The organism is Sphingobacterium sp. UBA5996 (assembly GCF_002429765.1).
Taxonomy (GTDB): Bacteria; Bacteroidota; Bacteroidia; order Sphingobacteriales; family Sphingobacteriaceae; genus Sphingobacterium.
In genome coordinates this window covers 1-21736 of the sequence record NZ_DJAS01000014.1, presented here as the reverse complement: position 1 = coordinate 21736, position 21736 = coordinate 1, and the positions used below count along the sequence as shown (strand labels likewise).

The following is a 21736-nucleotide window of genomic DNA, read 5'->3' as shown; positions in this document are numbered from 1 at the left end:
TTTAAATACATATACGTACCTAGATGACCGAAAGACGATGCGGTTCTAAAAAATTTTTAAAAAAATCAATAGGGCTATTGAAATCTCAAAATGATCAAGAATATATTGCCGAACAAACTTGTTGCCCTTAACCAATTGATCACGGACGGTATTGACGGAAATCCCAAGCCTATCTGCAATTTCCTGATTATCCAAAAACTCTTCTTTACTCAACAAAAAGATTTCGAGTCGCGATTTTGGGAGTTTTGAAATGGCCTCACGATAAACTCGCTCCAAATCTTTAAACCGAATTGCTTCCTCATTCGAATTGTCTACCAATTTGGTCCAATCGATATCTGTAGCCTGAAATTGGAATCTGACCTTTTGTTTCCGCAATTCGTCAAACACAAGGTTCCGGGCAATCGTATAGAGATAAGACTGTGGATTTTTATTACCATCCAATTCTTCCCATTTTTTCCAAATGCGGGAGAAGGCTTCTTGTACCAAATCTGCGGCAGCTGGTTCTTCTTTAAGGTGTAAATAAGCATATTTATACACTTTATCCTTGTACAGCAAAAAGAATGTTTTAAAATCCAGGACATTATTATTTTCAATAGGCATTCTTCATCACTTATAATTGATCCTACAAGTTTAGTGAGAATTTTTTAAAATATACCATGAGACGCACATCATATACGACCTATAAATCGCAGTTTTACAAGTGATAACACTTTAATTATAATGAATTTATATTAAATTAACACAATGGGTAATCGGCGCTCCATTAAAAATACTGTGATCACTGAATCATATAACCTTATACATCCTGGACAAGCTGGAAATAAAAAAGTCTCTTTGCAATAAGCAAGGAGACTTTTTTTTATGGTCCTGTAATTTTATAGCAGACTACACGAGCTATTTTAATAACGGAAATGGTCCTAAAAAGTAAGTTCCGCGTTTATAGAAACGGAGAAAGAAATCAAGTACCTTATCGTTCACAGGAAAGAAAAATTGCTTATCCACCTCTGCCTTAAATAGATTAATATAATACTTAGGTAACTCGCTTGGAAAGAAATCTTCAACCAAAAGATTCAAGAAATACCGTGCATAAGGCAGTTCTTCCTCACTATCCTTCACTATAAAGCTGTTAGTATCTAATGGAAAAAATTCTTCTATGCCGCCGAACACTTCCAAACCAGTTTTAGGATTAAAGAAAACAGTCACTTTAGCATCTTCTGTAAGATCCAGGTTTGATTCAGGAAGCGGGGATTCTTCTTTACTGGGATATTTTTGCTGATATTTCTTAAAAAAATCAGTTGCAAATTCCTTTACTTCTTTTCCTTCCATAAACGCAACTGCTGCCTTATGTTCTGCTTGGAATAATTTGCCCATATCTTTCAGCTGCTTTTCAGTTTTCTTTAAGCTCTTATCCTTTCCATTCAATGCCTCAATACGATACGTCATCTCATACTGCTCAGGTAAATCAAAATTTACTTCGTCGGGGTTAACAACGGTCATGATTCCAGACAAGTTCCAGGCATCTTTCCATGGTACAATTTCCATGTAGAAAGATAACGTTTCTGTAGGCTCAACAAATTGCTGTATGGAGTCCTTAAAGATCTTAAACGGAGTTTTTGTGCCGATATGCTTTACATGCACATACAGCTCGTCTGTCTTTACATATTCAAAAAAGCTATTGATGCGGTTACCTAGCGTTTTGACAATACGGTATAGCGCATGTTCCTTTCCTATCACCTCAGCGACAAATTCAGAAGCCTTCAATGCAAACAAATGTAGTCTATAATTATTGAAGTGGTTGTCTCGCACACGATAGATCATCTGTTGTAATTGATTTTGGTCGTGTTGATATCGTCCAATCTCAGCAACTTGCATCAAATGATTCAAATTGGTATTATATTCGCCCGCCGTCAGGTAATTTGTAGCAACAAGTTTCTCTATAAAATTACGGACGTCAAAATAACTCGCACCTTCTTCCAAAACATATTCTAGCTTTAACTTCTCATTTTCAGGCGCAACCTCATAATGCTCTTCCAAAATTGAATAGGCCAAATCTGTAATCAACTGAATCAAACGTCCACGTGGATCGATAAACAAATGTGGATTACGTTCGCTGAAAAACAACCAAGTCAATACAGCAATATCTTCGCTATTAATATCCTCGGCGTAATAATCTGTCAAGGCATCATCAGTATAGAAAGGTAGAAGTTGATTATACAGTTCTGTATGGATTGTTCTAAATGCGGAAAAAATTCCTGTTTTTGCGATAACATCTTCTAAGTAACAGGTCAGATAGATACTCAATGTTTTTAAAGCATCTGTATGTATTAGATCATTCGTTTCTTGCTCCTCAAACCAAAGCGTAGATAAACTATCATTGATTTCATTTGCAACACGTAAATAATAACTATCTATTTCATTTGTTTTTTGATAAGTGTGGTGTGCAATCCAATCTTGAATAAAAATTCTGTTTCCTCTCATATGAAAAATGCTAAAACCAAAAGTAGCCAAATTTTCGAAATATCCATATGGGCAAAATATAAACATCAATTAAAATAGTAGACTGTGGTTAAAGCAGTCACAAATAGCAAAAGATACCTAACTATTCGAGGTATAATTTACTAACACTGTCCACTGAAGCACTTGCAATTAGCGTAATTCGAGAAATTATACCCGCCAAAAGAATAAAATTGCCACAAATAAAAAGAAGAGATACCCAAATAGATATCTCTTCTTTTTATTAAAAGTTAAAAGGGATCTGTCAATCACCCTGTAGCAATCACATTCTTACTATCACCAAAATGATCTTGCAACGTAGGATTCAAAATAGCGCATGTTTTCAATAAATCACGTACCGGATATTTGGCCACAACATCTTCCAGGGCCGCCAAATGCCGTTCGTGGTGTACATCTGTTCCTACAAAATCATACATCCCCGATTTAATCATAGTTAAGGCTGTAGATTTCACTTCAACACCATAATAACGACTAATTGAGAGCAAATTAAGCTGTAACATGCACCCTGCATCCTTGATCTGCTTATACATATTGAAGTTGTAATGATAGTAGTTATAACGCTCTGGATGTGCCAAAATAGGTTGATAGCCCAGATTTTGTATATCCAATATGGTTTGAAATAGCGCTTTGGATTCTTGTAAATAGGACATCTCGATCAATACATATCCCCCCGGCATAACACACAACTCATTCGATTGGATGAGATTTACAATACCGTCATCAATCATATGCTCTGCAGCGGAATGGATTTCCGGCATATTAGGGAGCCCCTTCATACCAGCTAAAAGCTTACCCTTAGCCGCTTCAATCGTACGAATTGAATTTGGATGTACACCATCCATAATATGCGGTGTACAGACATATTTCTCAAAGCCCATCCTTCCAAGTCCTTTCAACAGTGTCAAGGATTGCTCAATAGATTGACTTCCATCGTCTATTCCAGGCAGAATATGGTTGTGCATATCCACTTCCAAGAAGGCCAATTTTCCCACAACCTTTACTTTTGAATCCTGAGTTTTTTTCCCAAACAGTTTTGAAAATATCCCCATATTGTGCTGTATAAATCGTTTAGTTAGTCTATTAAAGTAGTTTGTTAAACACCAAATGTACCATAAACAAGCCAAATAAACTTAATATTATTTTAACATTATGAAAATATAACCATAATATTACAAAATTGATCAAAACAATAGTGTAATAAATTTGTTTTGACCGCCTTTTAGTTACTTTTTATTTAATTCTTTGATAATCTGATCCATTAAATAACTGACTGCGCCATCGCTTGTCTGAGGTAACCGTGTAGACATTTCAACTTCAGCGCGGTTGCCTACGATTCCTTTGGAAGTAATTGCAGTACTGCCATATTGATTGAGTTGTGTCAACATTTCTTCCCATTGTTTCCCTGGTGAAACACCCATTTCCTTTAACATATCAGGCAGCTTTTTTAAATCCATCGCCGCCGACATCTTATTTTGCTTCATCAGCTTGATGAAATCTTTGTTTGTTGGACCACTCATCTTATTTTGACGGATGTCATTTAAAGACAGAGAATCATTACTGACCATAACCAAATCCTCCTTTAGAAGAACATACATTGGAACATCCACATTTTTCTTGGTTGAAAATGCATAAATACCATCATGGACTTGGCCAACATGCTTTGAAACAGCCATTTCTAAGCCTTTTTTGATCAAGCGTTGATCCTTTGATGTAAACATCCAAATAAATACAGGAAGTGTTTCTTCTTTGGTCTTTTTCACTTCGGTTGCATTGTAATCATCGTCATAAGTATAATCGATGTAGTCTTTCTTGAATTTACGAAGACCGTTAACAACTACAAGATGGTCGCCCGGCATTACTTGAGCAATTGCTTTTTCATCTAGTGCTATTTCGAGCGCCATCAGCCCCCATTCTAAAACATCCTGTTGCGGCCCCAGCAAACCACCATAATATTTTGCCATATAGGCCGGCATTTCTGTCAGATAAGCTTCCGAATTAATATTCACATTGAAGAAACCTAAAGTCTTATCGGTCAAATATTTATTAAACTTAGCATTAGGCTTTTTAGCATACATTCTTTTGGACATCTCAGCAAGCCCTTTATCCAATCCAACAGAACCTTTTAATTTCAGCACACTTCCTTCTTGCGCAAAATCCAATATACCATCTTGATATCCGGTTTTGAACTTATCCAGCTTAATCCCCATGTAATAATAAGGAAGTGAGGTATACGGAGTAAGGCCACGATAAAGATCCTCTACACGGGGAACGTACAAGCGAATAAGTCCCATGTTTTTCTGAACTTTCTCCTGATCAGCACTTGATAGGGACTTGTAATTCCCTGCAAGCAACCGGTTAGCTTCGTTCAACAACCACTTTTCAAGTAAGCCATTGCGGATAGAATCATTTTTTCGATTTTGATCTTCATATGCTGTATAAAGTGAATCATAGTAACTCGGGTCATGCATTTCAACTTCTTCACTCCCAACAACATCCACTACCGGCGGCTGAATTTCTGCAGCAGCTAATTCAACGGTATCCGGGTCTACATCGATAGCAACAGGAGGCGATACCTGCTCAGGAAGCTTTACAGCCTCATCCCACACGACCGCTGCGGAATCCATTGCCACCACTGTAGTATCTGCCCAGGCGTCCTCGTCATCGGCCGGACGTGCGATATAGTCTACCTTCTTAATACCATACCGACCAGCGATTGAATCATTATCGAAAAAAGTGGGATTTGCCGTCGCCGAAATAAATCGAGCAATATGATCGTTATAGACCAACATGCTGCCCGCTTTGAGACTGACGCTGCTGTAGCCATTTGAAAATGCTTTTGGTTCACCGGCTGCATGGAGCAATTGTTCAAATTGCCCCTTATTGTTCAAAGAAAATAAGAATTCCGTAAAACTAATACTATCAGTTTTCCTGGTATAAAAATAAGCAGGCTTAGAAAGGTCGACGCCTAAATTTTTGATATCATTGTTCGCAGAAATACCAGCTTTTTCAAAAAAACCCGCTTTTTGAAGTAACTCGTTCAGTTTGTTCGCATTTGCTTTCTGTACAATATCTTTCAGGTTGAAAGCAGCAATCACTTCCACATCTTCGGGGACCTGTTTGATTAGGTCCTGCGCCTGAGCACTTGCCCCGAAGGACAAACAGGCGAATGCAACTAATATAAATTTTGATTTCATCTTATAAATAATTTTTCAGCTGAACCGGACTTGTTGTTCATTTGCAGTTTATGCGCTAAGCACGTCTCGGTTTTCACCCTATTATGAGGTTATTTTGTTAGTGTGATTTTATTCGCCAAACTCGATTTACCATACACCAGATCCATAAAAGGCAACTTCAGCAGTACCCCTTTTTTATTTCCTGCAACCTTTGCCAAACTGTTTCCCTGAGAGATTACAGGCTTTTCAAAACGTACGATCTGTGTATAGAATGCGTCTGCAAACTGGGTTGTATTGTCGCTTCCCAACTGATTGAATTTTGCTTTCCACTCATTGGAAGCCACAAATTTGCGTTCAAATACATGAGATTGCGCATGATAATAATATCGGTTCGAATTCGATATCTTAGTTTTAAAACGGTTTGCCAAGATATCCGAAAAAGCATTCAACGATTCAATCTGGCTAAAATCACAGGAAATATTAACAATGTAATTGGTAAAATCCGTCTTGTACGCTACATTAGAAATACCTTTAGTCTGCTTCAATAACTGAACAGCAGATCGAATTTCCTTCTCCATTTCGGCTTGAGAAGGTATTCGGATTCCCTTTATACTTTTCATCTTCATTAAAGAAGACACCTTCGTCTTACTTTTACTCAAATTTAATGTCGCCGCAATATGCCCAGAACCGTCTGATTTTAAATCAATCTGTTCAACAAAATCAAAACAACTTGACAATGTCAAAGTCATTAAAAAGGCACAAATCACGCCATAGAATCTTCTCAATTTTCTTTTTGCTTTAAATCCATTCATTAGAACTCGGTACGATTAATAATTTGTCAAATCAATATATGTTTTACATCAGCAGCAAACATTGTGCTATTTTTTCTTATTGACAAAATTATTAAAGTCGCGAAAGCATTTCACTACCTGAATTCAGGGAAAAATGAGAATACATATATTAAACCTACTCCTTCACGAAAGAATTAAAGCCGCTATCTTTAGACCATTGCAGTGTATTATAATAGGGATGTATCCACTTATTTAAATCATTAGGGACATAACAGGACAGTCCGGAGTACCGCAAAATGGGTTTACCCAGAAACCTGGCCGTATTCGCCTTATAGATAACCAATTTCGAAACTGTAGCCTCGATAGCTGTTGTCTCTGAGGGCAACATGTTCTGATGCACAAAATCAAGAAAATCAAAACCAGCGGATAAAGACTTCTCGTCAAAATCCAGTCGCTGTAAGTTGTCGCGATATACCGTTGTCAGGGGGGATTTATTCAGTGCAATATGGACGTTGTTTGCAAGATCCGACCAATAGGCATTATTCACTACAGCTATCGTAGCAGACTGATAGAGGCCTGTTAACTGATTATAAAAATTAAAATATGTTGCCGCTGCAGACCTCAGCCCCCGCTCTAGATTAGGATCAAATAAATCTTTCAAGACCAAATGATAAGGCATACTAGTGGATAACACTTCAGCTGGTGAAGCAATCGTATATTTAGCTTTTTCCCGAAGCTGATATAAGACTTCCACACTCGCCATGGAACAGGCATCGAACATTAAAAAGTCAAGCCCAGAAGGAATAACCGTTTGCAGATCCCTGAGTTCAGTTTTGCTTCCCCTGTCTTCGTTAAAAGACATCAATTTGACACCAACATTTGGCAGCCAGTTTGTCGCATGTGACCATAACACAAGCCCTACTGGACGACTGCCGGCATATGCATTCATAGTCAATAGGATTTGTTTCATTACTTGGGGGCTTGCCGAATCTTGATCCCCATATGATTTGATGACTGTACTTTTAATTTCTTGACTTTGATCGGCTACAATTTTGTAGATTTTGGGCGTGGTGCCCGCCAAAGAGGCATATACATAAACATCGGCGTCCAATCCAACCAACCCCTCTTCCATTGCATTGATGCTGTTATAAGCATCTGAAACCAGGTTATTATTAGCACCAATATAAACCAACAACACACGGCTATCGCTCTCCATTAACTTGTCTCTTTTGTCATTGCAACTATTTAACAGCGTCATAGATAAAATAGACAATACCATCAATACGCGGAACATAATCAAATTCATAGTAAAAACACTTAAAAACAGTAACAAATATATCTAAAAATCAAACTGATACATCAATAAAATAATTATTTACACAAAAGAATACGAAGACTTCATATTAATTTAACTTAACTTAAGTATTTTTGCCATTACTTTATTAACAAACACTAACTATCAATATGATTAAGAAGATCATAACTATTCCACAACAGCATATGTTGCGAATAGCTTGCTTTATGATTGCATCGCTTACATTTAATTCCTGTCAGAAGCCTGAATCTCGAATCGAGCAGCCGGCAGTAAAATTTACCCCCACCATCGTCGGCCAAATCAACACAAAAGCTACCGGAACTACCTGGGAACAGAATGACCAAATCGGTGTATACATGTACAGATCAGGTCAACCGTTGGAGTCAGCGACTGTTATCGACCAGGTCAACAATCACTTGTTCACTTTTAATGGTTCGCTCTTTCAAAGCAACAATTCAATTTTCTTAAACGCTGAAAAAGTGGATTTCATCGCATACTATCCGTATAAATCGCTAACAGATTTTCAATATCCAATTGATTTAAGTGATCAGTCCAATCCCGCAGCTTTAGATCTGATGTACGCAAATAACGCTAAAAACATCGATAAAAGTAACAACACCATCCCGCTTAACTTTGTAAGGCAATTGAGTAAAATCAGTATTCATCTCTCCATTACCAATACCGCTGTACTGGAGGCAAATCAAGTTACGGTTAAATTACCAGCAATAAGCACGCAAGGGGGATTCGACTTAACATCTGGAAAATTGACGGTGAATTCAACGGAGAAAAAAGATGTTCAGGGAAAATTAACGGTAAATGCGAATAAAACAGCTTTAATTGAATTTCTACTCCTTCCGGGTGAAGATATCACCGGAAAGGCAATTAAGTTTGTTGCTTCTAATGGCGATAGCTATACCTGGACGGTACCACAAAATCAAAACCTAAAGCAACTGACCGCAGGTAACAGATACAGCTTTGACATCAAAATCGACAACGGTAAACCGAGCGGTGGAGTCGGTGATTCACAAGCCTATCTAGAAATTCCCAAGATGAACAGTCTCAGCAATGATGAGGTTTTTATACAGCATTTTATGCCGGACGCCAGCGACAGTAGAAACTATGCGATGTTATATGACAAAAAATTAAAAATGGCGTATTGGGTAGCTTATCCGTTATACAGCAGCATTTTGGGATCGGGCAATCGCACGGATGCATGGGGATATGATCCGCAAGTCTCTACGGCTTTTCAACCTAATTTATTTAATGGTTTCAAGCCAAGCGGCTACGACAGAGGACACCAATTACCAAGTGCGGACCGCAACTTAAATACAACCCAAAATAAAACAACGTTTTACTTCACCAACATGACCGCACAAGCTTCACGTCTGAACCAAGGTATTTGGGCAAACCTGGAAACGAAAGTCAGAACCTGGACGGCACAGTGTGATACGATGTATGTCGTAACAGGAGCAATGCCTACAACAAGTACCAATACAGTATTGGATTTCGCGCAGGACAATGATGGCAAAGATATCGCCAAACCCAAATATTACTTCAAAGCACTAGCAATGAAAAAAGGATCCGAATATTATACCATTGCCTATAAGATAAATAATGAAACCCCACCTTCTGGAGTAACCTTTGAAAACTATAGATTATCGGTAAGCGACCTTGAAAAGGCTACAGGATTCATGTTCTTCCCCGATCTCAATGACGCTCAAAAAGCAAATATTAACACCTCTATTTGGAAATAATTAATAAACGACTTAGTCATATCAATTCATTTTAATTATGAAAGTAAACCAACTTTTATTCCTAGCGACTGCAGCAGCAGCCATTACAAGTTCCTGCCAAAAGGCACCTGTTTCAGAACAAGAAATTACTAAAGCGGTAACTTTTTCGTCAACAATCTCCAATCAAGTTACGACCAAAGCAACTGGAGCAAACTGGGAAAGCAACGATGCTATCGGTGTTTTCATGAAAACCGGCAGCGGCCTAAGCAATGCATTGGCAAGCAACAAACAGTATGTTACATCGAGTGGAGACGGAAACTTCAAAGCGAATGGCACTACCGAAGAAATCTCTTATCCTGCTGATGGTTCCAACGTAGATTTCATTGCCTACTACCCTTATCAAACAACCATCAGCAACAATGTCTACCCAGTCAATGTAAGCGATCAAAGTCAACAAAATAAAATCGACTTATTATATGCTAATAATGTAACTGGTGCCAATAAAAATACAGCAAACGCCCAATTACAATTTAGCCACAAACTAAGTAAAATTGAATTGACGATTGCGGCCGGAACTGGCGTTAGTTCCCTATCAGGTCTTACCGTAACTTACAATGGATTCAATACAACTGCAAATTTCGACCTTGCAACAGGTACATTAGCTGCTGGCACTAACCCGGCGGCTATCAAAGCAAAAACAACCGCTGGAACAACCACTACATCAGCAGAAGCCATCTTATTGCCTGTCGCCAACATTTCTGGAGCAAAAGTTGAATTCAAAATTGGCAATGAAATCTATACGTGGACTTTACCATCATCAACAACTTACGAAGCTGGTAAAAAATATAGCTATAACATTACTTTACAGGAGGAAGCAGGCAACAATACAGCTATTGTAGCTTCAGGAAGTATTGTTGACTGGACCGATGTACCTTCGGGGTCTTATACTATCGGGAAAGACGAAGAAAATGGCGGTGGCACAACTGATCCCGTTGAGCAGACATTATATACTGAAGATTTTGGTTCAACAATAGTTTCATCAAATACGAAGATCGCAGCATTTACAGGCTGGTCAAATACGGCTGTAACCTATACAGATCAATTTGCGGTGTCTGATATTCGCGTATTAAAATCGGGAGATAACTTAACAAACCACGTATGGCTACCGGCAAATAAAGATGCTGAATTGGCTATTAGCAACATTAACACCGAAAAATCATCCAAATTAAAACTTACATTTGATATCGCCGCTAATGTGTTTAACGCAGGTACAAAATTCGACATCAAAGATCTCTCAATAGATTTAAATGGACAAAAATTTAGTCCAACTTCCAAAGTATTATCGAAAGAAAATAATGATGCAAATATTTTTTACACGGTAGAGGTTGATCTTTCCGCAGCAACATCAGTTCCTGCTAGCTCTAAAATTACATTAACAACAACTGTTACAAATAATACTGTTGGTGTCCGCATCGATAATATCGTCTTAAAAGGCCAAAAATAAAATACAATAAAAACATCTTCAAATGCAACACATCCATCATGTGTTGCATTTGTTAGCTAAATACATTTCACTTTTTAACCTCAAGCTATGTATAAAAAATACATACTTTTTGCGCTCTTATCGGCGGCCAGTACCCCTATCTTTGCCCAAAAGGCCAACGTACAGGGTATCGTACGCAATCAGTTGAGCAAAGAACCTTTTTCCAATGTACGTCTCGTCTTTGAAAAAAATCAAAAAACAGTGGTTACGGATTCCAAAGGAAACTTCAATCTACCGAAGTTAAATTCAGGCGAGGAAACCATCCTGATCACGGGCGGTAACATCCAAGAAACTAAAATTACTGTTCAAATCCCGACCTCCGGTCTGCTCAAAATGGAAGACATTTATGTTCTTCCAAGTACTGACAATGATAATATGGTACAACTGAGCATGGCTGCAGATGATTTATTGGATGATGATAACGAATCTTTCGATCAAAACATTTCGGCCAAAATTATCCTTTCCAATGACGTATACGTTAACAAAATTGGTTATCAGCTCTCACAGTTCCGTTTCCGCCTTCGCGGATACAACAACCGATACGAACAAAAATATATCAACGGTGTACATTTCAATGACCAGTTGCGTGGTGTCTTCAACTACGCCTCCATCGGAGCCATCAATGATTTGACCCGAAATGGTGACGAAGACAACGCCATGGATGCCTCGACTTTTACATTCGGCTCCATTGGCGGCTCTGAAAACATCAACATGCGTGCAAGCACCTTTGCGAAAGGCGCAAAGGCAACAGCTACCTATACCAACCGGAATTACTATAGCCGCAGCATGCTGAGCTATTCTACCGGTCTCATGGACAATGGCTGGGCATTTACAGGGTTGATCGGTGGTCGTTATGCCGATAAAGGTTATGTAGAAGGAACATTCTACAAGAATGTCTCTTATGCCCTGTCGATTGAAAAACAATTCCAACAAGGAAAACACAGCTTATCCCTAGTTACCTTTGGTTCACCCGTAGAGCGCGGTCAACAATCAGGCTCCTTTCAGGAAGCCTACGATCTCCTCGACAATAACCTATACAACCCCAATTGGGGTTACCAAGATGGAAAAATCAGGAATTCGCGTGTAGTAACGGCTTACGACCCTACCGCAATCCTTTCACATATCTGGAAAATCGATCCGAACACAAAACTGACTACAGGTATATCACTGCATTATGGCAAATATGCCAGTACTGCATTAAACTGGTACAGAGCAAAAGACCCAAGGCCTGACTACTACCGCAATTTACCTAGCTACTATACACAGCAAGAGGATATTGACAAATATACCGAAGCATGGAAATCCAAAGCAGTATCTCAAGTCGACTGGGCTAGTTTATATAATCAAAACAAGGAAGCGGTAATGAAAGGTGAGCTTTCAGCACTATATATGGTCGAAAAACGTCACAGCGACCTGCTGGAAAGTAGTTTCAATTCGACGTTAAACAAGACCATTAACGAACATTCAAAGTTAACGGCAGGCATTGCAGTTAAAGGCTCACAATCACAGCAATATAAAACAGTAGACGACTTGTTAGGTGCCGAATATGTATTGGACACCGATAAATACGCAGAACAGGATTTTGGACAAGGAGCTTTACCAGCCCAGAATAACCTGTTAAATCCAGACTTTAAAGCTCGTGAGGGTGATACATTTGGTTACCGCTTCAATATCAATATGAAGTCGGCGAATGCTTGGCTACAAAATGAATACAGCTATTCGAATATCGATTTCTTCTACGGGACACAACTTTCCTATACCAGTTTTGAACGGATTGGTTATATGAAAAATGGACGTTTCCCAAATGATTCTTATGGAAAAGGACAGGAGCATCATTTTGTAGACTATGCATTTAAAGGGGGGATGACCTACAAATTCAATGGACGTCATTTGTTGAATGCGAAAATCAGTTACCAAACCAAGGCTCCTTTGGCCAATGATGCCTACGTCTCACCACGTGTAAGTGACTTCACCTTAGCGGACTTAAAAAGTGCGAAGATCTTCTCAACAGATATTAGCTATATTTTCTCCTTGCCAAAGTTAAATGGACGCTTGTCGGTATTTCAGACTAATTTTACGGATCTAATTAGCCGTCAAAGTTATTACAACGATGCTGCACGTACATTTATCAACCACGGTTTAGAAGATATGGATCAAATTCATAGGGGGGTTGAGTTAGGCTTAACATACAAGATCGATAACAACTGGAGTATTGATCTTGCTGCTACAAAAGCCGAATACTACTATAGTAATAATCCAATGGGGGTCATGAACTCTGAAAATGGATATATCAATGGTATTCCTGCGACTAATGTACGTGAAACAGTATATCTTAATAATTATTATGTTGGCGGAATGCCACAAACAACAGGAACATTTGGCCTCCGCTATTTTGTCGATTATTGGTTCTTTGGTGCCAATGTAAACTATGCAGGCGATATGTACTTAGCCAAAGCACCGCTTCGCCAGTTGATGTCCGACTATTCGACCATCAGTCCGGATGATGCAGAACTTTACGAGGCATACCAAAATTTGACGCATCAAGAGAAATTTAAGAACAGTGCGACTGTAGATCTTTCTATCGGAAAGATTTTATACCTAAAAGATCGTGGTAAATCAATCAATTTCAATTTGGCTGTCAATAACGTATTAAACGACAAAAACATTCGAACAGGCGGTTACGAAAATGCACGCCTGGACATTACCGCACCTAATAAGTTTAATTCGAAATATTATTATATGCAGGGGATCAACTGTTTTTTGAATGTATCCTATAGATTTTAACTTCAATAATCATGAATAAAAAAAATATACAAGCTGTCTATACCACGATGTTATCAGTCATCTGTGTCGGACTTATCCTATTTACCAATGCGTGTAAGCGCGACTATACTGAGCCGCCATTGACTGAACCCATATACAGTGGTCCAGGTGCTAACATCACAATAGGAGCATTAAAAGAAAAATATGCTAACATTGTGGATCCAAAAGTAATTGAAGAAGATTTAATTATTAAAGCATTTGTCACAGGTAACGATATTTCGGGAAATATCTACAAGCAGCTATACATTCAGGACGAAACTGCAGCCATTAATATCGGCGTCGATCAAAACAGCGTTTATTCATCCTTTAGAGCTGGCCAAGAAGTTTACGTTAACCTAAAGGGTTTATCCATGGTCAAATATGGTGGTGAATTGCAAATTGGTTTTAGCGGAACCAATGCGAATCGTATCTCGTGGCTTGTTTTTCAAGAGCATGTACTACGAAATAAGTGGTCTGATGCAGCTAATTTAACGCCGTTGGAAGTCGACCTGTCCAAGTTAGACGCATCAATGGTCAACAAATTGGTCATTATTAAAAATGTACGCTTCAACAACGGCGGCATTAACGCCTTCGCAGGTGGAACCGCTACTGTCAGCGAAGTCGTCAAAGATGCGAATGCCAAAACATTGGATGTTCGCAACAGCAACTTCTCTACCTTTGCTAAAGAGATCCTTCCTAAAGGAAACGGAACACTAGTCGGAATATTAGGTCGTTACAATGGTGGTTGGCAGCTCTTCTTACGTGACAAGACAGATGTTATTGACTTTGATGGTACAGATGCGGGAACAACACCGACTGATCCCGAAACCGGAGGGACACTATTCAGTGAAACATTTGGCAATGGCACTTATCCAAGTGGCAACCGTCCAAAAATTGCAGATTTCACCGATTTCGACATGAAAGCTCCGGTGACCTACACCGAAGAAAGCAATTCCGCCGATATTCGAACAGCGACAGGAATCAGTGCCTCGGTTTGGCTTCCGGCAAACAAAGATATTACACTGAAAATCGCTGGAATACAAACGGCCAACAAAACGGACCTTACATTGAGTTATCAGCTCGTTCCTAATATTTACAATATTGGTGAAGCGACCAACCTTAATGCCATGAAGGTGAAGGTAAACGGAACAACTTATACAATTCCAAGCACACCAGTAGCGATCACCTCAACAGATGACCGTAATAAATATTACACGGTCAGTATTCCTAACATTACACCTGCAGCAACAAGTACCGTCGAATTTATAATGACTGGCGCGGACAATGCATTTGGCTTCCGTTTAGATAATATTAAAATCGTAAGCGCAACTGGCGGAAGCGGTTCAGACAACACGATTATCGTTACTAAATAGATGAAAGATGAACTATAAACACATCAGCTGCATTTTACTTCTCCTTTTATTTGCTGTAAATCCGAGTTTCGCACAAACCAACCGTCGGGTTTACCCCATCGCATTCTACAATTTGGAGAATTTATATGACGCCGTAAAAGATTCTTCCATCAATGACGATGAGTTTACGCCAAAGGGTGCCAACACATGGACAGAAGCCAAATACCAGCAAAAGATTAAAAATATGGCGCGAGCAATTCGCGCTATTGGTTCGCCGAGTTCAAACCTCGGGCCCATAGCTTTAGGCGTAGCCGAAATTGAAAACCGCCGGGTTCTGGAAGATCTTACACGAGATCCCCAACTCCGTGAGCTGGGATTAAAGATCATTCATCATGACTCCCCTGACCGCCGTGGTGTGGATGTTGGATTCCTTTATAATCCAGAATTCTTTACCCCCTATCGCGATCAGGCATATTCCTTTCATTTACCGGAAAATCCCGGGTTCAAGACGCGTGATCAGCTCTTAATATCCGGAACTATTGCTGGCGATACAGTGCATATCATTGTTAACCACTGGCCTTCGCGTTATGGCAATAAATCTTCTGGACTTCGCGAATTCGCCGCAGGTATTACTAAAGGGATATGTGATTCCCTATATCGTGAAAATCCGGAGGCCAAGATTATCATCATGGGCGATTTGAATGATGACCCCAAAGATAAAAGCGTGAAGGATGTCTTGCAGGCCAAGAAAAACCCACAAGATGTACCAACTCAAGGATTGTTTAATACCATGTGGAAGTTTTACGATAAGGGAATTGGATCACTGGGTTATCAGGGGCAATGGAACCTCTTTGATCAGATCATTATTTCCAGGCCACTATTGGATAATAAAAACAAAGGCTTACGTTTCGTCAAAGCAGAAATCTTCAATAGAGACTTTCTGGTTCAACAGGAAGGACGCAACAAAGGTTACCCGCACCGGACATTTTCAGGCGGCGTATTTATCAATGGCTACTCGGATCACTTTCCAACATTGATCTTTCTGGTAAAATAATATAAATGAAATCCGATTAACTCTTCTTAAACGGACTTAAATATAGGAGCTCCTTATATACGAGCTCCTATCTTTTTTTGATATCGCCAGTCTTCAGGAATCTATCATTATACACAAAATATAAACTACCATTTAATCGCACTATTATACCATAGTTAAAACGCAATTTTTTACTAGATTTAAATCATGAAGCTTATCATATTTGATCTAGACGGGACACTACTAGATACATTACAAGACCTTGGAGACAGTTGTAACGCAGTTCTGCAACAGTATGGATATCCAACTCATCCACTCGTAGCCTATAAGAAATTTGTAGGCAATGGGGTGGAGAAACTTATCGAAAGGGCATTACCCGAAGAAGCACGAACCCCACAGACGATGCCGCTCGTACTTGCCGCTTTTAAGAGCTATTACGAGCAAAAACCCATAACACACACAAAACCATATACCGGAATTATACCGCTGCTCCAAGAATTGAAATCCTTAGGTTATCTCATCTCCGTAGCGTCCAATAAGTACCACGAGGCAGTCCTCCCGCTGATGCAGCAATATTTCTCCGATCTTCAATTTGACCTTATTTTGGGACATCGCGCTGGTCATCCAGCTAAACCAGATCCAGCGATTGTCTTAGACAGCCTCCAAACACTGGGCGTCGGCAAACATGAATGCTTTTATGTAGGCGATTCATCTGTGGATATGGATACCGCCAATAATGCCGGGGTAACAGCCATAGGCGTGACATGGGGTTTTCGCGATGAAGATGAATTAAAGGAACATGGTGCCCAATACATTATCCACAGCCCAGAAGAGCTTCTAGGTATTATATAATCGTATAGTATAAAAAGAAAAGCGGCACTCAAATCAATCGTGATCCAGATGCCGCTTTTTTTAAAGCAGGTGACTACATTTTCGCATCCATTAATTGCTCGTTTTGTGTTTTGAGGTTACCCCGCTTTTGGCACACTATCAGCAATCGAAATACTTCTATTCAAAATGCGACAGTATCGGATTATTGATCTGGGCCGAAATTCCATTTGTGAACCGCGTAACGACATTAGAAGAGAATAATGTGCAACAACAACTGAAAGAACTGATTCGACAAAATTTCAATCATCCGTCGATTTATATCTGGGGCATGCACAACGAAGTGTATACACCTACGGCCTACACCGTTGATCTCACCACAAAATTAAATGATCTGGCAAAGTCCGAAGATCCGGACCGATATACCGTTTCTGTCAGCGGTTATAATGTCATCGACCACCCGGTCAACAACAATGCAGACGTGCAAGGCATCAACCATTATTTTGGATGGTACAACGGCGAACTGGAAGATAAATCAGCCAAAGACGACGATGTCGCCTCCTGGGCAAAACGAATCAGTGAAGCATTTAAAGATTACCGAATCATCTTTTCGGAATATGGTGCCGAAGCGATTCCCGAAGATCAGGCCGAAGAAATTGGTAACTTTGGCAATCAATGGAGCAACCCTGCCTTTTTCCCCGAAGAATATGCCACCAAATTCCATGAAGTCCATTGGGGAGTAATCGCTAAAAGTCCGATTTTCTTAGGCTCCTATGTTTGGAATACCTTTGATTTTGCGACGCCGATCACCGCACTCAATGTCAATCCCCGAAATTATAAAGGATTGGTGTCCTTTGACCGTAAATTGAAGAAGGATGGTTTTTATTGGTACAAAGCCAACTGGAGCAAAGAACCTGTATTATATATCACACAACGCCGTATGATGAATAGAGGGAATGAAATCACAGCTGTTACAGTTTATTCCAACAGAGGTGAGCCTACATTGATAGTTAATGGACAGTTTATCAAAGGCGCCAAAATTGGTCAGACCAATGTACATTACATCTTCGAAAACGTGAAGCTAAAAAATACAGTGGAAGCGAAAATACGTCCGAAAGATGGCAAGATATTAACCGACCATATTGAATGGAACTATGATCCAGCGTATAAACAGGGTCCATCGGGACCTACTAAATCAAAAACAGAACACGTCGGTCTATAGTTGACCGACAAAAGCCGGGTGTTTACCGAGATTGTTTCGAGATTGGCCTAATGAGCGTGGTCAGTGCGCTATTTCCGTCCTATCTTTGAGTCATCAAATAAGAAATAAAGATTTAAAAAAATAAACATCATGGCAACTAAAACGACATTCAGCATCAACAGTAAAACAATTACTAAAGTTTTTCAAGATCTTTTTGATTCCTTCAAAAGCTCCCGTTTAAAAGTTTCATCCAAGAATGGACAAGAATACTTAAATATTTCCCTGCTTTTAGCTGTAATCATCGGAATTATTTTCCCTGTAGCTTTTATTGCATTGATTATTCTAAGTTTGATTGCACCTATTGAAATTGCAATTCTTCAAGAAGTAAAAGAAGAGCATGCAAATCAAAAGATGATTGAACTCAAATAAAATACTATACTATCACCTACAAAGATGGGCTATCCAATTTTTGGATAGCCCCTTCTTTTATAAAATTCTCGGCATATATCCATACAGTACAATTTCATCTATTCATCCGCAAATGATCAAAATGATCTCTCTACGCTAGCTTTCAGTCAAAAGATGACATAAGATTTCCAAAAAGTAGCTCCCTGTCTACAAGCTTACAATTGGATTTGGTTTTTTAGTGCTAAATTTGAATTCCAAACTAAACAAAATAGGCTATAGTTAATTTATTGGGGTGAAAGAACAATAACGTGAAAAACAGTAGAAAATTATTTATTATCAGGACAGTTTTAATTGCCTTCCTCATTCTTTCCTTGACTTATATCGGTTCGATATTTACCTATCAATATATTGAATACCAAAAAACCGAATCCCGTCTAAATAAAGCATACAGCTCTAAGAATGAATTGACAAATCTTTTTTATGAACTCTTCTCATCATATAACGACTCCGGAAATGCGTTTCGTTCCTACACCGTGGATTTTAGTGCCAAAAATTTAAAGAACTACAGCAATAGTTTGGATACGCTCAGGTTTTATATTGATTCACTATCGGAATTATCTTCACAAAAAGGACTTATTTTCTCCACAAATACTTCCCTGGAACAAAATATTTCCCTCTCGGATGAGTTCGCACGCATTAAAAAATCTGTTGACAACATGATTTTTCTTGCGAAAGACTCTCTTTCGCTCTTAACCAAAACAAATAAAAACATCCGTCCAGGAAATAATAGAATATTTGCAGATTCAGTTGTCAACAAAATATTGCGCGATACTGCTCTTAATGTCAACATGAAAGATACGATAGTTCGAAAAAAAGAGAAGCTATTCACCCGTATTTTCAAAGCCAAAAATGATACCTTGGTCGCAGATAGGCTGGAGCAAAATTTCAATGTTAACCAAATTAAAGCTATACATAGCCAAATCCAAAATTTGATAGAGCAAAATGAGATTTTCCATCTCCAAGATTTCAGTAAGATTCGCCGTTCATTTATGGAGCTTCAGCAGAAAGAAAGGCAGCTTTTACAATCTAACTACAACTTATTCAACACGATTAGTACTGCATTGCTACGAATTAAAACTCATGAAGATGGAATGTTAAGAGCTGCTGAAATTCGAGATTTCAAGCTTTATCGTGAAAACTCCTCCATTTTTGGAAAGCAGGTTATCGCTTCTATTATTCTCATGATAATTATGGTAACACTCCTCTTGTCATACCACTACAATACACTGGTGTATGAACGGAAACTGACCGCTGCCAGAGACTACGCTTTGAAAACAGCAAAGGAGAAGACGAGTATATTAGCCAATGTAAGTCATGATGTACGCACACCGGTCAATTCTTTAGTGAGCATTATTGACTTACTAAAAAACAACGCCGAAAGCAATAGGATCAATCCTATTTTATTAGATGCCATCACACAAGATATTCATGTGATAAATGATACCGTTGAGGATATTTTAAATCTCGGTAAGCTAGAGTCTGGTACATTAGAAATAAAGGCCGAATATTTTTCACCATCTCAACTACTCTTCAATGTGATTAAAATGCTCCAGTCACAGGCAGATAAAAAAGGACTAAAACTTATTAGCTCCATTGATATCGATCGCGACATCTTAATCAAAAGCGGAACATATCGCGTAAGACAGATTGTTTCCAACCTCCTCAGTAACGCCATTAAATATACGGATAAGGGGACGATAGAAGTGAAAGCCTATATCACCAGAAATCAGGGATCAAAATTACATATTGTAGTTAACGATACAGGAATGGGTATTTCTGCAAAAGATCAAGAGCATATTTTTGAACAGTATTATATGACTGATCAAAAATCCAAAAGTAGTTTTGGATTGGGATTGCATATTTCTAAACTCATGGCTGCACAGCTAAACGGAACGTTAAGTGTTAACAGTCAACAAGGTAAAGGATCAACATTTACATTAGTCGTCCCATTTACCGAAGAAAAGAAAAACAGAAAACCAAGCACAAATTTGAGCAAATTATCAAAAGATTTAAGTTTTGTCGTTATTGATGATAATGCAATTAATAATCTATTTGTAAAACAAGCATTGCAACATTTCGAAAATGTAAAGATCTATCAAGATTCAACTGCTGCAATAACTTACCTGAAAGAAAATAAAACGGATATTATTATAACCGATCTCAAAATGCATGGTCCTACGGGCTGGGACATTCTAAATACTGTCAAAGACACCAACCCTATGCGAGGATGGAATAGTAAAGTTATTGCATTAACGTCAGACGAATCACAGGTAACCATGCAGGCTCCAGAAGGCCAGCAACATGAATTTGATGGCATTATGACCAAACCCTTAAACAAAGCTATTCTTGCCGAAATCATTGCGCGCATTTCGTAAATTAAATAATCTTCCCACGTTAATACTTATATCTTCAACGGCATAGAATCAGCCAGCGCTGCCATCAGCCGAAAATGCTCTCCATTCCAATATCTTCCTGTCCCTTACCGACCAAGCTACAATCATTGATAACGATCCGTAGTACAGTGGCCACTAGCCTGACTCCAAAGTAAACAATAGCAGAAAAGTGATGATGAAACGGCTCTGTATATGGACAATAGTTTATGGTGACAGCAATTATAGAAAAACAATATGGCCATGACGAATTATTTCGCCATAAAATCTGTATTCCCAAATTACGATTATAGCCATGTTGTCCCTTGAAGCTAGATTGTCTAGATGGATACTATGCTGATATACCTCACAGAAGAGCGAGTTCCTGTCCATGAAAAATGTTGCTATACCGTTATGGCGATCATGAAACTATATTCCGGAACGAATAAACTATTTACATCTTTTAACCGGATACAGTTATAGAAGATTCATGTAGCAACTACTGGAAATACGAATGATAGCACATAGAAAGTGGACCGTCACTGAGGACAGTGCCGGTTGCGGAGCATGGCCGATGGACCAGCCCCGTCGACGGCCACGGAGGTAGTTAAACG

General features: G+C 38.9%; 15 protein-coding genes. 9 read left to right on the top strand and 6 right to left on the bottom strand.

Going from position 1 to position 21736, the window contains the following annotated elements; all coding sequences use genetic code 11:
* Positions 1–45 precede the first annotated feature (45 nt).
* From B3E00_RS10615 to B3E00_RS10590, 6 genes are all read right to left on the bottom strand, one after another.
* Complete coding sequence (locus tag B3E00_RS10615; protein ID WP_209577427.1) at positions 46–600, bottom strand: RNA polymerase sigma factor; 555 nt, start codon at positions 598–600, stop codon at positions 46–48.
* A 294-nt stretch (positions 601–894) separates the two neighbouring features.
* Complete coding sequence (locus B3E00_RS10610; RefSeq protein WP_293882521.1) at positions 895–2478, bottom strand: DUF3843 family protein; 1584 nt, start codon at positions 2476–2478, stop codon at positions 895–897.
* A gap of 284 nt (positions 2479–2762) precedes the next feature.
* The gene (locus B3E00_RS10605) at positions 2763–3563 is read right to left on the bottom strand and encodes a tyrosine-protein phosphatase (protein WP_209577423.1); all 801 of its coding nucleotides are present in this window, start codon (positions 3561–3563) and stop codon (positions 2763–2765) included.
* Positions 3564–3737: 174 nt separating this feature from the next.
* Positions 3738–5708, bottom strand: a complete 1971-nt coding sequence (locus B3E00_RS10600; RefSeq protein ID WP_293938375.1) for a DUF4836 family protein — start codon at positions 5706–5708, stop codon at positions 3738–3740.
* Positions 5709–5797: 89 nt separating this feature from the next.
* The gene (locus B3E00_RS10595) at positions 5798–6499 is read right to left on the bottom strand and encodes a hypothetical protein (protein ID WP_293882516.1); all 702 of its coding nucleotides are present in this window, start codon (positions 6497–6499) and stop codon (positions 5798–5800) included.
* Positions 6500–6653: 154 nt separating this feature from the next.
* A complete protein-coding gene (locus B3E00_RS10590) occupies positions 6654–7784 on the bottom strand; it encodes a clostripain-related cysteine peptidase (RefSeq protein WP_293882514.1) in 1131 nt (376 codons plus the stop codon).
* A 158-nt stretch (positions 7785–7942) separates the two neighbouring features.
* Here B3E00_RS10590 and B3E00_RS10585 point away from each other — a divergent pair, with 158 nt between their 5' ends.
* The 9 genes from B3E00_RS10585 to B3E00_RS10545 all read left to right on the top strand — a co-directional run bounded on the left by B3E00_RS10585 (position 7943) and on the right by B3E00_RS10545 (position 21128).
* Positions 7943–9547, top strand: coding sequence for a fimbrillin family protein (locus tag B3E00_RS10585; protein WP_209577415.1), 1605 nt, complete (start codon positions 7943–7945; stop codon positions 9545–9547).
* Between the two features lie 37 nt (positions 9548–9584).
* Positions 9585–11030, top strand: a complete 1446-nt coding sequence (locus B3E00_RS10580; protein WP_209577412.1) for a fimbrillin family protein — start codon at positions 9585–9587, stop codon at positions 11028–11030.
* A gap of 87 nt (positions 11031–11117) precedes the next feature.
* A complete protein-coding gene (locus B3E00_RS10575; RefSeq protein WP_293938374.1) occupies positions 11118–13853 on the top strand; it encodes a TonB-dependent receptor in 2736 nt (911 codons plus the stop codon).
* 11 nt (positions 13854–13864) lie between these two features.
* Positions 13865–15244: a DUF5689 domain-containing protein gene (locus tag B3E00_RS10570; protein WP_293938373.1), complete on the top strand. Its 1380-nt coding sequence runs from the start codon at positions 13865–13867 to the stop codon at positions 15242–15244.
* 7 nt (positions 15245–15251) lie between these two features.
* Complete coding sequence (locus tag B3E00_RS10565) at positions 15252–16277, top strand: endonuclease/exonuclease/phosphatase family protein (protein ID WP_209577409.1); 1026 nt, start codon at positions 15252–15254, stop codon at positions 16275–16277.
* Positions 16278–16463: 186 nt separating this feature from the next.
* A complete protein-coding gene (locus B3E00_RS10560; protein ID WP_209577406.1) occupies positions 16464–17108 on the top strand; it encodes an HAD family hydrolase in 645 nt (214 codons plus the stop codon).
* Between the two features lie 103 nt (positions 17109–17211).
* Entirely contained in the window at positions 17212–18306 is a 1095-nt protein-coding gene (locus B3E00_RS10555; protein ID WP_293882507.1) for a glycoside hydrolase family 2 TIM barrel-domain containing protein, read from the top strand.
* A gap of 129 nt (positions 18307–18435) precedes the next feature.
* Complete coding sequence (locus B3E00_RS10550) at positions 18436–18714, top strand: DUF4342 domain-containing protein (protein WP_070561781.1); 279 nt, start codon at positions 18436–18438, stop codon at positions 18712–18714.
* 287 nt (positions 18715–19001) lie between these two features.
* Entirely contained in the window at positions 19002–21128 is a 2127-nt protein-coding gene (locus B3E00_RS10545) for an ATP-binding response regulator (protein ID WP_293938372.1), read from the top strand.
* Positions 21129–21736: the final 608 nt, after the last annotated feature.

Bases quoted from the DNA above. Each gene is read 5' to 3' on its own strand.
- B3E00_RS10610 (WP_293882521.1), bottom strand. From the start codon at position 2,478: ATGAGAGGAAACAGAATTTTTATTCAAGATTGGATTGCACACCACACT.
- B3E00_RS10575 (WP_293938374.1), top strand. From the start codon at position 11,118: ATGTATAAAAAATACATACTTTTTGCGCTCTTATCGGCGGCCAGTACC.
- B3E00_RS10595 (WP_293882516.1), bottom strand. From the start codon at position 6,499: ATGAATGGATTTAAAGCAAAAAGAAAATTGAGAAGATTCTATGGCGTG.
- B3E00_RS10560 (WP_209577406.1), top strand. From the start codon at position 16,464: ATGAAGCTTATCATATTTGATCTAGACGGGACACTACTAGATACATTA.
- B3E00_RS10580 (WP_209577412.1), top strand. From the start codon at position 9,585: ATGAAAGTAAACCAACTTTTATTCCTAGCGACTGCAGCAGCAGCCATT.
- B3E00_RS10590 (WP_293882514.1), bottom strand. From the start codon at position 7,784: ATGAATTTGATTATGTTCCGCGTATTGATGGTATTGTCTATTTTATCT.
- B3E00_RS10565 (WP_209577409.1), top strand. From the start codon at position 15,252: ATGAACTATAAACACATCAGCTGCATTTTACTTCTCCTTTTATTTGCT.
- B3E00_RS10585 (WP_209577415.1), top strand. From the start codon at position 7,943: ATGATTAAGAAGATCATAACTATTCCACAACAGCATATGTTGCGAATA.
- B3E00_RS10600 (WP_293938375.1), bottom strand. From the start codon at position 5,708: ATGAAATCAAAATTTATATTAGTTGCATTCGCCTGTTTGTCCTTCGGG.
- B3E00_RS10550 (WP_070561781.1), top strand. From the start codon at position 18,436: ATGGCAACTAAAACGACATTCAGCATCAACAGTAAAACAATTACTAAA.
- B3E00_RS10570 (WP_293938373.1), top strand. From the start codon at position 13,865: ATGAATAAAAAAAATATACAAGCTGTCTATACCACGATGTTATCAGTC.
- B3E00_RS10615 (WP_209577427.1), bottom strand. From the start codon at position 600: ATGCCTATTGAAAATAATAATGTCCTGGATTTTAAAACATTCTTTTTG.
- B3E00_RS10605 (WP_209577423.1), bottom strand. From the start codon at position 3,563: ATGGGGATATTTTCAAAACTGTTTGGGAAAAAAACTCAGGATTCAAAA.